Raw genomic sequence first — 14441 nt, 5'->3', positions numbered from 1 at the left:
TTTACTTACTTTTATCCATAGTCTTTTTATTACTTTTGTGATTCCCAATCTGCTGGGTATGTTACATATATAAACCTAGCATAATTAGGTACTGAAAACTTTATACTACTTCCTTTTGGTATGAGTATTAGTTCCCCTTCAGATGCTGTTATCTTTCTGCCATCTATTAATATATCTAAAGTTCCTTCTATTATATAGTCTACTTCATCATAATTTAAGGTCCAATCGAAAGTTGTTTCTTTCATTTCCATAATTCCACAACCTAGTCTTGGACTTTCTTCTAAAGTAAATAAATCTTTTGTATAAACTATATCATTTGGATTACCAGTATCTAATCTATTACTTTCATCTACCTTTACTCTTGGTAATTTTATAGAAGTTATTCCACTTATATCTTTGTGTCTATTAAAATCTATATTATTTTTAGAACTATTTAAATTTTCTTCTATTATTTGTCTAACTAAGACTTCCAACATATCTTTGTTTAATGTACTTATATCCATCTCTTATTACCTCCTTAACCTTATATCTCTATATCACCAATACTTTTACTCATTTGTTATTCATCCGCAAATTCAAGAGAATCTACTATACCAACTATAGTTGCATCTATTGGAACACTCTGTCTTTCTATTGAAGTTCTAGCAGCAGAGCCTCTAGTTATAAGAACTAAATCTCCATTCCCTGCCCCTGCATTATCTGCTGCTACTAAAAAACCTTCTTTATATGTATCTTTAGCATTTAATAGTTTCACAACTAAGAATTTTTGTCCATTTAACTTTTCATCTTTTCTTGTTGCCCATACATTACCAACTATTTTTCCTATTTCCATAAGTCTCCTCCACTATATTCTTTTTACTGTTATATTATGTATTCTTATAAAGTCAATAGCTAATGGAGTTATTATACTATTTTTGCTTACGATAATATCCTTAGTTCCACTTATCATAGGCTTTCTCAAATCAGACTCAGATATAAGCCTTTTTTGTGTCAAATCTATGCTAAAATTATCATCTATTTTTACTTTTTCTTCGTTCAATATTTCTTCATTCAATATTTCTTTATTAAACGTTTCCTCACTAAATGCTCTCTCACTTAATGTTATCTCATTTAAATTCTTTATAATCTTTACTCCATACCTACAAATATCCTCTTCATAAGCTCTGTATTTATTGTATAGTGCTTTAGGTGCAGTGTCTTTATAGAGTTTGTATTCTATTCCTTCATCTAACACATATACTTTCTTACCTTTCATAAGCATTTTTAATAGAAATCTTTCTTCATTTGAAAAACTATTTCCTAATGCTAAGTTACAAATACTCCTCATACAAAGTTTTGATACTATTACTGCATCACAATCTTTTGTAGCACTATCAAATATTTCTATATTAAACTTATCATTTAATAAGTCAAATTTACTTTTATCATTTTCATATAATATAATTACTTTTTTTCTATTTTCATTTTCTATATATCCAACATTCGTAGTATTTATTTTTTTGTAAAGTTCTTCTACTATAATCTCTATAATATTGTTGTAATCCATAAGCTTTCCTTTCTAGATATATAGCTATCTCTTTATTATCCTTGCAATACTTCCTTTTGAATATGCGCATGCATTTGCCTCATCGTAATCTATGTGCATATAAGTTTTAAACTTATCGCTAACCCTAACAACTACATCATCAAATATTAGAGGTCTTTTACCAAATACTTTAACTTCAACTATCTCATTGTCTCCCACATTAAATTTTTTGGCATCTTCTATCGACATGTGTATATGTCTTTTTGCTACCATAAGACCTTTTTGAAGTTCAATCTCTCCTTTTTCTGTAGCTATTTTAATACCTAAGGTATCTTCTAAATCTCCACTTTGCTTTATTGGTGGCTTCAATCCTAATATGGAACCATCTGTTAGTGATATTTCTACTTGTGTTTTCTTTCTACAAGGTCCAAGAACTACAACATTTTTTAATGTACCCTTTGGTCCAATTATTGTAACTCTTTCTTTACAAGCATATTGACCTGGTTGAGATAAATCTTTTAATTTTGTTAATATATATTCTTTACCAAATAATTTTTCTACATCTTCTTCACTTAAATGTACATGTCTTCCTGACGCTTCAACTTCTATAAATACTTCTTTTTTAACTCTACTTACTACTTCTTTTACTATTTCATTTAATAGGTTTTCCATAAACTTCCCCCAACTACTGGTATTGTCCAGTTCTTATTTTATAAATTATAATCCAGAACACTGATGACAATCTATTAAGAGCTTTTATTAAATCTTCTCTCTCAACTTCTCCATATTCACCTTTAAACGCTTCATATGCACAAAGTTCAGCTTCCCTAGTACTAGTTCTTATACTATTTATGAGTACTACTTCTTCACCCATTTTATAAGTTGGAAATTCATGACCTATACCAAAATATTTTTTAGGATTATGAGAATGCTCTCTCAACTCTTTTTCAGATAGACCTAAAAGCTTAAAGCTATCTAATTTTTCTTCTAACACTTCACATCTCATTATTTTCCTTACAAACTCTAATATTTCTTGTAATTCATTTACTAATTTTCCAAGACTCTTTTTGTTGCATAAAACTTGAACTTCTAGTATTTTTGATTCTAACGAGTCTATCTTTCCCCTTAAAATTATCCTTTTATGGTCTTTAAATACTAATATATCTCCATTTAAATGAGTCATATGTTCTGGCTTTTCATTTAACTTAGCTCCAAATACAGTTTTGTACTTATAAGATTCTTCTCTTACTGTTTCTTTTATAGCTTCCTTATTCTTATTATTTTCATTATTTTCATTTGAAATATTATCAATATATTTTATTTCAATCTTTTTTTCGGCTAAAAAAGACTTTGCTAAAGGAGTTATAATTTGACCTTTTTCAATGTAATATTCAGTTATATTCCCTTTATTTTCACGCATTTCTTTTCTTATTTGATTCTCTGTTAAAACACTCATTTTATCACATCTCCTATTAGATGTATAAAAGGGGACCCCTCAAAATATATTGACATCCCCTTTTTATCAAATTTAAATTTTATTTACTATATAAACTTATTAATCAACATTTACTTTTGGTAATATAGCATCTACTTCAAAGTGTGGTCTTGGTATAACATGAACAGATACTAAATCTCCAACTCTCTCAGCAGCAGAAGCACCTGCATCTGTAGCAGCTTTAACAGCTCCAACATCACCTCTTACCATTACTGTAACTAAACCTCCACCTACTTGCTCTTTTCCAACTAATTGAACATTGGCAGCCTTAACCATTGCGTCTGCTGCTTCTATTGCTCCTACTAATCCTTTAGTTTCTATCATCCCTAATGCGTTTGCATTTGCCATAATGCTTACCTCCAAAATTTTATATTAATATTTTTTAAAATTATTTTAGTTTTTCAAAATCTAACATAGCTCTAAAGCTATCTTTTTTACTAATACATTTATTAGTTCTTCTCTATCCATAGAGTCAAATATTGATTTTTCTACTTTAGAATTTGTACCTCTAAGTTCTTCTATTTCTTTAACTCCATAGGCTATTTTCTTTATATTTAATAAGTCTAATGGTCCTACATTATTTGAAGTTGAACTTCCACCTATAGCTCCACACCCTAATGTTAAAGCTGGTGATAAGTTTGTTGCTCCACCTATTCCTCCAAGTGCAGACGGTGCATTTACTATTATTCTTGATACTGGCATATTAAGTGCAAATTTCTTTACAAGTTCCTCATCATTAGCATGCATTGAGAATGTGTGACCAGCACCTTCATTTAAAAGTATCTCTCTAGATTTTTGCATAATAGATTCAATATTTTCCTCTACATAAAATGCAAGTATTGGAGTCAGTTTTTCTCTAGAATAAGCTACATCATTTCCTACTCTAGATTCTCTTGCTATAAGTACTTTAGCATAACTTGGCACATTACTTAAATTAGCTAATTTAGCAAGTGCTTCTACACTCTTTCCAACTATTTGAGGATTCATTGTTCCATTTGCTCTTAATATAAATTTAGACAGCTTTTCACTTTCTTCTTCATTTAAGAAATAAGCCCCTTGATTTTTCAGTTCATTAACAATTATATCTTCCATAGATTTTTCTACTATTATAGATTGTTCAGATGCACATATTACACCGTTATCAAAAGTTTTAGAATCTAATATTCTTTTAACTGCTAACTTAATATCTGCACTCTTATCTATAAATGCTGGTCCATTTCCTGGTCCTACTCCTATGGCAGGTGTTCCTGATGAATAAGCAGCTCTAACCATAGCCTCTCCGCCAGTTGCTAAAATAAGTTTAGTATCCTTATGCTTCATTAATTCATTAGTACCTTTAAGGCTGGGATTAGTTATACCTAATATAATATCCTCTGGACTTCCTGCTTTTATAGCTGCCTCACTTATTATTTTTATAGTCTCAAGTATACATTTTTTTGCATTTGGATGTGGTGAGAAAATTATTGAATTTCCTGATTTTATAGAAATCATAGCTTTGTAGATTACTGTTGATGTTGGATTTGTTGATGGTATAAGCCCTGCTACTACTCCTACTGGTGTAGCTATATCAACCGTTCTTTCTGCCTTATTTTCACCTATTATCCCAATAGTCTTCATATCTTTTATTGCTTCATATAACATTTTAGATGCAAATGTATTTTTAACTATTTTATCTTCATATTTTCCAAACCCAGTTTCTTCATTGGCCATTTTAGCCAATTTAGCAGCATTTTCATATGCTGCCTCTGCCATTGACTTAACTATTTTATCTATTTGTTCTTGGCTCATTCTGGAAAGTTTAACTTGAGCTTCTTTAGCTTTTTTTACAAGATTTCTAACTTCTTGTATAGATAATAAATCTTTATCTAAAATTTCCATCTTTATTTATCCTCTCTAATCAATTTATAAACTAAATCTACTAGGTCTTCTTTTCTTAAAGAATTTAATTCTTTATTAGTCAAAGAAGAATCGTATTCTCTAGCTAAAGTTTTTAATTCTTTTATATTCATATTTAATAAATTTCTATTATTAGTGACCTCATCTTTTACTGGTTTTACTTCATTTAAAGTTTCTATATTTGTATTTTCATTTTCTTCAATTTTTATGTCTTCTTCTAAGATTTCTGTATTTGTATTTTCATTTTCTTCAACTTTTACATCTTCTTCTAAAGCTTCTACATTTGTATCTTCATTTTCTTCTATCTTCATATTTTCTTTAATTGGTATTTCGCTAACTTCATTATATTTCTGAGTAATTCTTTCTTCTTTTTTAAATAAATTATCAGCTACTTCTTTATGTATCCTTGGTATTACATGAGTTGTTCTTAATACTCCAACCTTGTTTACAGCCACTTCTCCAGCTTCTATAGCTGATTTAACTGCGCCTACATCTCCAACTATCGTTAATGTAACTATTCCCGCTCCTACTTTTTCAATGCTAAGTATATTTACACTAGCAGACTTTACACATGCATCACATGCCTCTATTGCAGCAACATATCCTATTACTTCTATTAAACCTACAGCATTCATTTATCTTTAAAACCTTGTTGGGTCATCAGCTACAGATTTAACAGCTTCAGCAAAAGCATCACAAGCTGCTTTACAAGCTGATTGAGAACCTGTAAGTAATGCTCCACCAAAGTTTGTTTCAGTTGGAGGTGCAAATAATTCACATAGACTTACATCTGCTGCTTTTAATGCTGCATCTAGTGCATACATAGCTTCTAAAGGTGGTGCTACTAAATAAGCTATGGCTTCTCCTTCTTTGATTCCTGCCACTTTAGAAAGATATGTTCCTGTTCTAGATACACAGTGAGCATAATATACTATTGAATCATCATCATTTGCACTTATAAAAGTTGCTCCGTATTCCATAAAATCAACTACTGCATTTAATCCACTTCTTACTTCAGCTGGGCTTGGTCCTGCTATTATACCTAATACCTCACCAGCAAGTTTTGTTGAAGCATTTGTAGCACCTGCATACATTGACTTTGCATATACAACATCAACTTCTGAAGCTTTAGTTGCTTCATCAAGGGCAGTATATGTCACATCATCACAATCAGCAGTTATAAACCCTAAACTTTTATGGTCAGAATTTAATTCTAGCTTTTGTGCCATTTCTGGACTTATGTTTGAAATCATTTTAATTCCCAGTATTTTAGGACGAATTATATCATTTTTCATAACTTGTACTCCTTTAAGTTATTATTTTAAATCAATTCCAGAAGCTTTCTTATCTAAAATTGTTTTTATAAGTTCAGCTATATGTGCACCTGCTTCAACAGCAGTAGTTCCACCTTTATGGATGTTTGACACCACTGTTCTCTTGGCTTCTGCTATACCAACTTTAGGCTTATATGTAATATATGCTGACATAGATTCTGCTGTAACAAGACCTGGTCTTTCTCCAATTAACACACATACAACTTCACAGTCTAACTCTTCACCTAAATGGTCCATAGCCCCAACTCTACAATGTTTAACAAATACAATATCTCCCACTTCAATTCCATACATCTTTAAACCTTGCTTTATAGCCATAATACAGTCATTTGAATTGGCCTCTATAGCAGCTGAACTTAGTCCATCACCTGCCATTATTAATACCTTCTGATTTGTACCTATTTGCGTTTTTATAAAATTTATAGTTTCACTTGAAAACTTTCTTCCAAGGTCTGGTCTAGTTAAAAATTCATCTTTATCCTTACATAAAGTTTCTATTTTTATTAAGTTGCTATTTTCCACAAAATCTTCATCTACATAAGAGAAAACAGCATCTTGTGCAGCAGCATGGTCTGCTCTAAATCTTAAAACTGTTTCTGTTTTATATCTAGCTCCACATCTACCTATACCTATTCTTGCAGGAGTTTTAGATTTCATATCTAAATAGGCTTCTGCATCCTTAGGATTTTTTACTAATAATTGCTTTTTTAAATCTACTTCCGTTATATCTTCTATGCAAGCATCATCGTCTATTGTACTTTTATTTACTTTGTCTACTGTATTTTCAACAACTTCATTTACAACACTAGAATCAATTTGACCAGCCATTTGATTTACTAACTGCTCTACTAATGCTTTTAAATCTTTTTCATTCATACTTAAGACCTCCTACCCTAATAATATTGATGCATCTCCAGCTTTTTCTGTTAATTTACCATCTTTAGAGAAGCCCATTTGTTCCATCCAAGCATCAAACTCTTTTATTCCTGTAAGTCCAAACATTTCTCTAAGTGATGCTGTCTCATGGTATCCTGTAGTTTGGTAGTTAAGCATTACATCATCTCCATGAGGTATGCCCATAAAATATGTACATCCAGCTGTAGTTAATAATATCGCTAAATTTTCCATATCATTTTGGTCTGCTTTCATATGGTTTGTATAGCAAACATCAACACCCATTGGTAATCCATGTAATTTACCCATAAAGTGGTCTTCTAGTCCTGCCCTCATTACTTCCTTTGCATCATATAGATACTCTGGCCCTATAAATCCAACTACTGTGTTTACTAAAAACGGCTCAAACTTTTTAGCAAATCCATAACATCTAGCTTCCATAGTAACTTGGTCTATCCCATGATGTGCTTCTGAAGAAAGCTCTGAGCCCTGCCCTGTTTCAAAATACATTACATTTGGACCAGTAGCTGTTCCATGCTTTAAAGCTAAATTTCTTGCTTCTTCTATAGTTTCTGAATTAAATCCAAAAGCTTCATTTCCTTTTTCAGAACCAGCTATTGATTGGAATATTAAATCTGTTGGAGCACCATTTCTTATAGCTTCCATTTGTGTTGTAACGTGTGCCAACACACAAGTCTGAGTAGGTATTTTATATTTTTGTTTTACTTCCTCAAATCTCTTTAATACTTTAGTTACACTTTCAACTGAATCATCAACTGGGTTTAATCCTAGTACTGCATCACCTATTCCAAAAGTTAATCCTTCTAGAAGTGATGCAAGTATTCCATCTGGGTCATCTGTTGGATGATTTGGTTGAAGTCTAACTGATAAAGTACCTTCTTCTCCTATTGTTGTATTACAATGAGCTGTAACTTTAATTTTTTTTGCTGCATAAACTAAGTCCATATTTGACATTAGCTTTGCAACTGCTGCTATCATTTCTGAAGTTAATCCTCTTGAAACTCTTTTTATATCTAAACTACTTGTTTCACTATCTAATAGCCACTCTCTAAGTTCTGAAACAGTCCAGTCCTTTATCTCACTATAAACTTTTTCATTTACTCCATCTTGAATTATTCTTGTGACCTCATCTTCATCATAAGGAACTGCGGGACTGTTTCTTATATCCTCTAATTTTATATGAGATAAAACTACTTTTGCTGCCACTCTTTCTTCGGCACTTTGAGCTGCAAGACCAGCTAACTTATCACCAGACTTTTCTTCATTTGCTTTTGCCATTACATCATATAATCCTTTGAACTGATAAGTACGCCCAAATAATTTTGTCTTTAAAATCATCTCCTTACCCCCTTTTTTAATTAAAAACTAATGTCTTTATTACTACAGGTAACACCTTACCTTCAGCTATTGGCTTTCCAATATCTATGTAGTCTCCATTTTCAACATTAATACTATCTATACAAATAATATCTTTTTTGTAATCTAAAACTGCACAAATAGATTGTCCTAATACTTTTGCCATGTCATTTTCTATAATTACTACAAATGGCAAGTCATTTTCTATAATTTCTTCCATACCACTCACTAATCCACGTGCATACTCTTGAATTTCTAAAAAGCTTGGATTTTTACTTCCTTCTATAGCGATAACAATTTTTTGTAAGTCATTTTCTAACTTAAACCAATTTAACTTATTTTTTATACTTTCACTTAATGCCTTTTCATTGCTAGTTTCTTCTTCTCGTGATAGTTTTAAAACAGGTAAGTTTTTAAGTGGAAAATCTTCACTTGTATAAGTTATAGTACTTCCACTTACTTCAGTAGTATGAGAACCAGCACCTACTACTGTAGCTCTAATAGTTTCTAATGGAGTTATTACATTTATTTTTTTTAGTTCATCACAATTTTTTATCGCTTGCCCTAATAAAATACCTAAGTCTCCATATTTAAAATATTCATCTATTTTTTTATCATAGTAGATATAATCAGCGACCCCACCAGAAAAAGATATGTTATCTATCTTTTCACTTAAATTTATAGATTTATTAGTTACCATAAACTCAAATAGACTCGTTTTCTTTTTTATTCCTATACTTTGTAATATTAAATCAACCATTATATCTATTATTGGCTTTGTGTTTTCTATGGTTGCTATAGTTCCTATTTGAAGACCTAAATTATAATCTTTTATGATTTTTTCTATCTTAGGTGATATATAAGTTATTTTTTTACTATGCTTGTCTATTTTTATAAGTCTCCCACCTATATCTAGACAGCCAGTATCTAATACTTCACCTCTTTTAAATAAAGCTAAATTGCTAGTTCCTCCACCTACATCTAAATTTACAACATTAGTTGAATGATTTTTAGAATAAATATGGGCTCCTGCTCCTTTGCCAGATATGATACTTTCTAAATCTGGTCCTGCTGTTGCCACCACAAAGTCTCCTGCAAACCCACTTAAATTATGAAGTACATAATTTGCATTTTCTTTTCTTGCAGTTTCTCCAGTTATAATAACTGCACCTGTATGTATGTCTTCTTTAGATATATTTGCTTTTTTATATTCACTATCAACTATGTTTTTTATTTCATTTCCATTTATCTCATTGTTGGAGATAAGAGGTGTAAAGTATATTTCACTTTTATATACAATTTCTTTGTCTATTATACTTATCCTAGGTACTGAAAAACTAGATGCAGTGTTTTCAACTATCAATTTAGAAAATATTAGTTGAGTAGTACTTGTCCCAATATCTATCCCAACACTTAATAACTCTTCTCTCATTTTCTCACCTCATAATTTAAAAGTATTTCTTAAACAAAGAAGTTAGATTGTTCTATAGACTAGCAATATTTTTCTTCCAATGAGCTTATCTCATTTAAATATTCAAATAATTCATCTATACCTACATCATCTATTGTGTCTACTTTAAATATTTTATTGACTCCTGCTAACGTTAATCTTTCTATTCCTAAATCTATTTGATTTTTATCTAATTTATTTATCTTAGTCAGAATGCCTATAGTTTCTTTACAAAATATACTTGCAAAACCTGGTGCCATATAATTTTCTTCTTGAGTTGCATCATAAACTATAGCCACTACTTTAGCATCTACAGCTGTAGTTATTAAAGCATTATACAATGCTCTATTTTCCATATATTCACCTGGTGTATCTATTGCATTTTTATAAATTTCTATTGACTGTGTTTTCTTATATTTAATCTCTAGCTCATCTAGTTTTTGGCAAAGAGTCGTCTTTCCACTACTTGTTTTTCCCATAAAAATTATATTTTTCATTTTATGTCCTCGTTATCTTAGTTGATGAAAAATTCAACATCTCACCTAACACTTCTAATACTTCATTTAATGCAGATTCTACAGAACTCACATCTCCAGATATTACTAAAGACCCACTAAATCTATCTATAAATCCAAGCGTTATATCTGATGATTTTGTTGCTACATCTGCTGCTATTATTGAAGCTTCACTCGGTGTTATTGTAAGAATACCTATTGCATCTTTTCTATCTAGTATTAATCCTAACTTTTTGTATATATCCTCATTTGGATTAGCTATTATATGAGCAAGTGTTACTTGCTTTCCTGGAACATATTCTTGTATAATTCTTTGTTTAGTTTCTTCGTTCAATTTTGCCCCCTAATTTTTATCACATTTTTACTTAATTTTATTTAGTATTTCTATTATGTCTTCTTCTATGGGAACTTTAGGATTTGCATTAGTACATCCATCTTGAATAGCCAAAACTGCTATTTCACTCTGTAAATTACTTAGTTCTTCAAAACTTACATTGCATTCTCTCAATTTAGTTGGCATGTTTAGTTCTTTTTGTAATTTCTTTATTTCATTAACTAAACTCTTTACACCACTTCTTGTATTTGAGGTACTCAGTCCTATTAACTTTGATATTTGTGTATATTTTTTTGCTGATAATGAGTAGTCTGTATTTAAATATCCTGTGATATTAGCATTGTATTCTATTACATGTGGCAATAATATTGAATTTGCTCTTCCATGTGGTATATGAAACTTTCCACCTAGAACATGTGCTATGGAGTGATTTATTCCTAATGATGCTTGATTAAATGCCATTCCAGCTAGACAAGATGCATTATGCATTTTTTCTCTAGCCTCTAAATCATTTCCATCCTTATATGCTTTCAATAAATATTCAAATACTAGTTTTATTGCCTTTTCAGCAAGTGCATCAGAAAAATCATTAGCATTTACTGATACATATGCTTCTAATGCATGTGTCAAAACATCCATTCCAGTATCTGCTGTTATAAAATCTGGCACTGTTTTAACCAACTCTGGGTCTAGTATTGCTATGTCTGGAATTAATTCATCTGACACTAGAGGATACTTTGCACCTTTTTGCTTATCTGTGATTACAGAAAATGATGTTACTTCTGAGCCAGTTCCACTTGTTGTTGGGATAGCAATAAATTCGATTTCATTAGTGCTTAAAATTTGCTTTGAAAAATCCTTTATAGCTTTGGCTGCATCTATTGCAGAACCTCCACCTAAAGCTATTACTGTATCTGGCTTTATATTTTTTAATACTTCTATGCCTTGTACTACTGTATCTATAGGTGGGTCTGGTACTATATTACTAAATACTTCATATGTACTGTGTTTTAAATTTACTAAGATTTTATCTATAGTTTTTGATTTAACCATAAAAGGGTCTGTTATAACCAACACTTTTTTATCTTTTATCTCTTGTAAATATTCTAAAGAATCTACTCCAAATTTTACTTTGGTTTTTATTTCAAAATTATTCAATCTAATCTCCTCTTTTATAAAAACTTATTTAAAATTAAACAATTGTTAAGCAAAAGCCCCACAGAACAATCTATGGAGCTTTTATTAAGCTTTCAATATTTCGTTATGACATTATTTTAGTAAATATTGGATTTTAGTAAAGTCAAGAATCTTGTATATTAATACTTTATGTTATGCTTTTTCTTATAAGCTATATGAGATATAAATTCATACATTATACCCGCAGCTGTAAGTGAAGTAACATTTCCAGCATCATATTGTGGCGCAACTTCAACAAGGTCATAGCCTACTATATTTAACTCCTTTAATCCTCTTATTATTTCTAATGTTTGGGCAGATGAGAATCCACCTATAACAGGAGTTCCTGTCCCTGGTGCATATGCTGGGTCAACAAAATCTATATCAAATGTAAGGAATGCTTTTGAATCACCAACACGTTGTTTAATTCTTTCTATTATTTCTTCTGTAGTCATCTTATGACATTCAACAGCTTTTAAAACTTCATACCCTAAATCAGTTGAGTGGTACTTATCTTCTTCACCATAATAACCTTCTCTTATTCCAACTTGAATTGATTTAGATGTATCAACAAGATTTTCTTTAGCAGCATGGTAGAAAGGTGTTCCATGACTATAAGGCTTTCCAAAATATTCTGCTATTGTATCATAATGAGAGTCAAAGTGTATTAAAGCAACTGGTCCATGAACCTTATGACAAGCTCTTAATTCTGGTAATGTTACACTATGGTCTCCTCCCATAGCTATTGGAACTACACCATTTTCAAAGATAGGTAACATCCCCTCTGTAATTACATCAAATGTATCTTCTACATATCCTGGTACAGAGCCTAAATCACCATAGTCTACCCCAGAACAATAGTCAAATATACCAACATCAAGAACTGGATTATATGGTTTACAACCTAGAACTGACATTTCTCTTATTGATGATGGACCAAATCTAGCACCAACTCTAAATGTAGCACATGAATCAAAAGGTATACCAACAACAGCAAAATCTACATCGTCTGTTGTAACTACATTTTGTAATCTCATGAATGTTTTAATTCCTGCAAATCTAGGTGATTTTAAAGAATTTATTGTTTTATATTTAATCATAACTACTCCCCTTAATTTTCTTTGTTTTTGTTATTTTTTTATCAATTTTACTCTAAGCTTCAGCTACCTCATCTTCTTTTTCCATCTTAAGAACGTATGGAACTGCAATTAATTTTGCAAATATTATACCTATTACTCCACCTACTATTTGACCAACAAGTATTGCAATAACCAAGTTTGGTTGGAAATTGACATTGAAAGCTATAAAATCTCCTAAAGAATATCCTGCACAAACTAAAAACGACATAGATATTACTTTACTTGTTGGTTTCATATCTTTGACTAGTCCAAAAATTGCGATACCATTTGCCATACATGCAACTAATCCAGCACTACCAGCACTATCTAGCCCAGCTATTGAACCAAGCTTTTCCAGTGGCTTTTTAAAATACTTACGTATAAGGTAAACCATTGGAAATGCTCCACAAAGCATCATTGCAATACTCCCTAGAAGCTCAATAGACCTAAACATTTCTTTCTCATCTGCAAACATTGGGTCAAATCCCCAACTTCCAAATACTTTAGTGAAAATACCTGTATAGTGTTCAACAATAGATGATACTACGACTATTATTAATATGCTTGTAAGACCTTTTCCAAAATACATGAATCCTTTTATCATTCCATTAGGAAACAATTTTAACCCTAATGCAAGCAACACACACACCACAACAATAGGAATTAGATTTTGGAAAATCATTAGCATACTTAAATTTAAAGTATAATTAGAATTTCCTACTGTAGAAAGTGTTGTACGTATTGTAGGATTTGTAAGTAATGCAACCATATATGACGTGAATACTCCAAAAGGTACTGATAAAAATCCAGACATAGCTCCTAAAGCTAGGTACTTGTAATCTTTTTTATCTAAAATTGAAAGTCCTATTGGAATATTAAATGCCACTGTCGATGCACACATAAATCCAACTGCTAATACTATCACTAATATTTCACTTGTTTTCCCAATTTCTATAGCTAAAGCATATGAACCGCAATCTGGTGGCATAATCATAGCTGCTGCTACCACTGGGTCTGCGCCAAACATACTAAACAACTTTCCAAATATTTTCTCTACCCCGACCTTTAGATACGGAACAGATACCATAAGACCTACTATTGGTATAAACATCGTTGCCATAGTATGTAAGCCTTCATCAAAAGATTTAGCTAGCTCCGATTCTTCTTTGAAAATCTTTGCTAAACCTCCAGCTACACAACAAGCCATGATGATATACAGTACTGAGTCTCCTAATAATTCCATACAGTATACCCCCTATGTACTAAAAACATTAATCAGCTCTTTATTACTTAATTTTTATTTAATATTTCTCATAATAAATACTTC

At 31.0% G+C, this 14441-nt stretch carries 17 protein-coding genes; all 17 read right to left on the bottom strand.

The genetic code is table 11. The annotated features are described in order from the left end of the window. Positions 1–29 precede the first annotated feature (29 nt). On the bottom strand, positions 30–503 hold the full coding sequence (locus IC218_RS13520) for a cupin domain-containing protein (protein WP_227824687.1): 474 nt from the start codon (positions 501–503) through the stop codon (positions 30–32). A gap of 56 nt (positions 504–559) precedes the next feature. After that, positions 560–832 carry a EutN/CcmL family microcompartment protein gene (locus IC218_RS13515; protein ID WP_227824686.1) on the bottom strand — a complete coding sequence of 91 codons (273 nt, stop codon included), beginning with the start codon at positions 830–832 and terminating at the stop codon, positions 560–562. Between the two features lie 12 nt (positions 833–844). Beyond that, positions 845–1546 carry a TIGR02536 family ethanolamine utilization protein gene (locus IC218_RS13510; RefSeq protein ID WP_227824685.1) on the bottom strand — a complete coding sequence of 234 codons (702 nt, stop codon included), beginning with the start codon at positions 1544–1546 and terminating at the stop codon, positions 845–847. 24 nt (positions 1547–1570) lie between these two features. Beyond that, positions 1571–2197, bottom strand: coding sequence for an ethanolamine utilization phosphate acetyltransferase EutD (gene eutD, locus IC218_RS13505; RefSeq protein WP_227824684.1), 627 nt, complete (start codon positions 2195–2197; stop codon positions 1571–1573). A 13-nt stretch (positions 2198–2210) separates the two neighbouring features. Next, complete coding sequence (locus tag IC218_RS13500; RefSeq protein ID WP_227824683.1) at positions 2211–2981, bottom strand: cobalamin adenosyltransferase; 771 nt, start codon at positions 2979–2981, stop codon at positions 2211–2213. A 99-nt stretch (positions 2982–3080) separates the two neighbouring features. Beyond that, the gene (locus tag IC218_RS13495; protein ID WP_227824682.1) at positions 3081–3368 is read right to left on the bottom strand and encodes a BMC domain-containing protein; all 288 of its coding nucleotides are present in this window, start codon (positions 3366–3368) and stop codon (positions 3081–3083) included. 60 nt (positions 3369–3428) lie between these two features. Next, entirely contained in the window at positions 3429–4898 is a 1470-nt protein-coding gene (locus tag IC218_RS13490) for an acetaldehyde dehydrogenase (acetylating) (protein WP_227824681.1), read from the bottom strand. A gap of 2 nt (positions 4899–4900) precedes the next feature. Then, positions 4901–5551 carry a BMC domain-containing protein gene (locus IC218_RS22080; RefSeq protein WP_285894796.1) on the bottom strand — a complete coding sequence of 217 codons (651 nt, stop codon included), beginning with the start codon at positions 5549–5551 and terminating at the stop codon, positions 4901–4903. Positions 5552–5557: 6 nt separating this feature from the next. Continuing rightward, a complete protein-coding gene (gene eutL / locus IC218_RS13480) occupies positions 5558–6211 on the bottom strand; it encodes an ethanolamine utilization microcompartment protein EutL (RefSeq protein WP_227824680.1) in 654 nt (217 codons plus the stop codon). A 21-nt stretch (positions 6212–6232) separates the two neighbouring features. Next, positions 6233–7126 carry an ethanolamine ammonia-lyase subunit EutC gene (eutC, locus tag IC218_RS13475; RefSeq protein ID WP_227824679.1) on the bottom strand — a complete coding sequence of 298 codons (894 nt, stop codon included), beginning with the start codon at positions 7124–7126 and terminating at the stop codon, positions 6233–6235. 12 nt (positions 7127–7138) lie between these two features. After that, positions 7139–8503, bottom strand: a complete 1365-nt coding sequence (locus IC218_RS13470; RefSeq protein WP_227824678.1) for an ethanolamine ammonia-lyase subunit EutB — start codon at positions 8501–8503, stop codon at positions 7139–7141. Between the two features lie 16 nt (positions 8504–8519). Next, on the bottom strand, positions 8520–9953 hold the full coding sequence (gene eutA / locus IC218_RS13465) for an ethanolamine ammonia-lyase reactivating factor EutA (protein WP_227824677.1): 1434 nt from the start codon (positions 9951–9953) through the stop codon (positions 8520–8522). Positions 9954–10012: 59 nt separating this feature from the next. Further along, on the bottom strand, positions 10013–10468 hold the full coding sequence (locus tag IC218_RS13460; RefSeq protein ID WP_227824676.1) for a EutP/PduV family microcompartment system protein: 456 nt from the start codon (positions 10466–10468) through the stop codon (positions 10013–10015). 1 nt (position 10469) lies between these two features. Beyond that, the gene (eutS, locus tag IC218_RS13455) at positions 10470–10820 is read right to left on the bottom strand and encodes an ethanolamine utilization microcompartment protein EutS (protein ID WP_227824675.1); all 351 of its coding nucleotides are present in this window, start codon (positions 10818–10820) and stop codon (positions 10470–10472) included. A 27-nt stretch (positions 10821–10847) separates the two neighbouring features. Further along, positions 10848–11978, bottom strand: coding sequence for a 1-propanol dehydrogenase PduQ (locus IC218_RS13450; RefSeq protein ID WP_227824674.1), 1131 nt, complete (start codon positions 11976–11978; stop codon positions 10848–10850). 158 nt (positions 11979–12136) lie between these two features. Continuing rightward, positions 12137–13096, bottom strand: a complete 960-nt coding sequence (speB, locus tag IC218_RS13445; protein WP_227824673.1) for an agmatinase — start codon at positions 13094–13096, stop codon at positions 12137–12139. A 52-nt stretch (positions 13097–13148) separates the two neighbouring features. Next, a complete protein-coding gene (locus IC218_RS13440; RefSeq protein ID WP_227824672.1) occupies positions 13149–14357 on the bottom strand; it encodes an ethanolamine utilization protein EutH in 1209 nt (402 codons plus the stop codon). Positions 14358–14441: the final 84 nt, after the last annotated feature.

Origin of the sequence: Clostridioides sp. ES-S-0005-03 (assembly GCF_020658455.1) — a bacterium.
In the GTDB taxonomy this organism is placed as follows: Bacteria; Bacillota; Clostridia; order Peptostreptococcales; family Peptostreptococcaceae; genus Clostridioides.
This window is presented reverse-complemented; position numbering and strand designations above follow the sequence as displayed.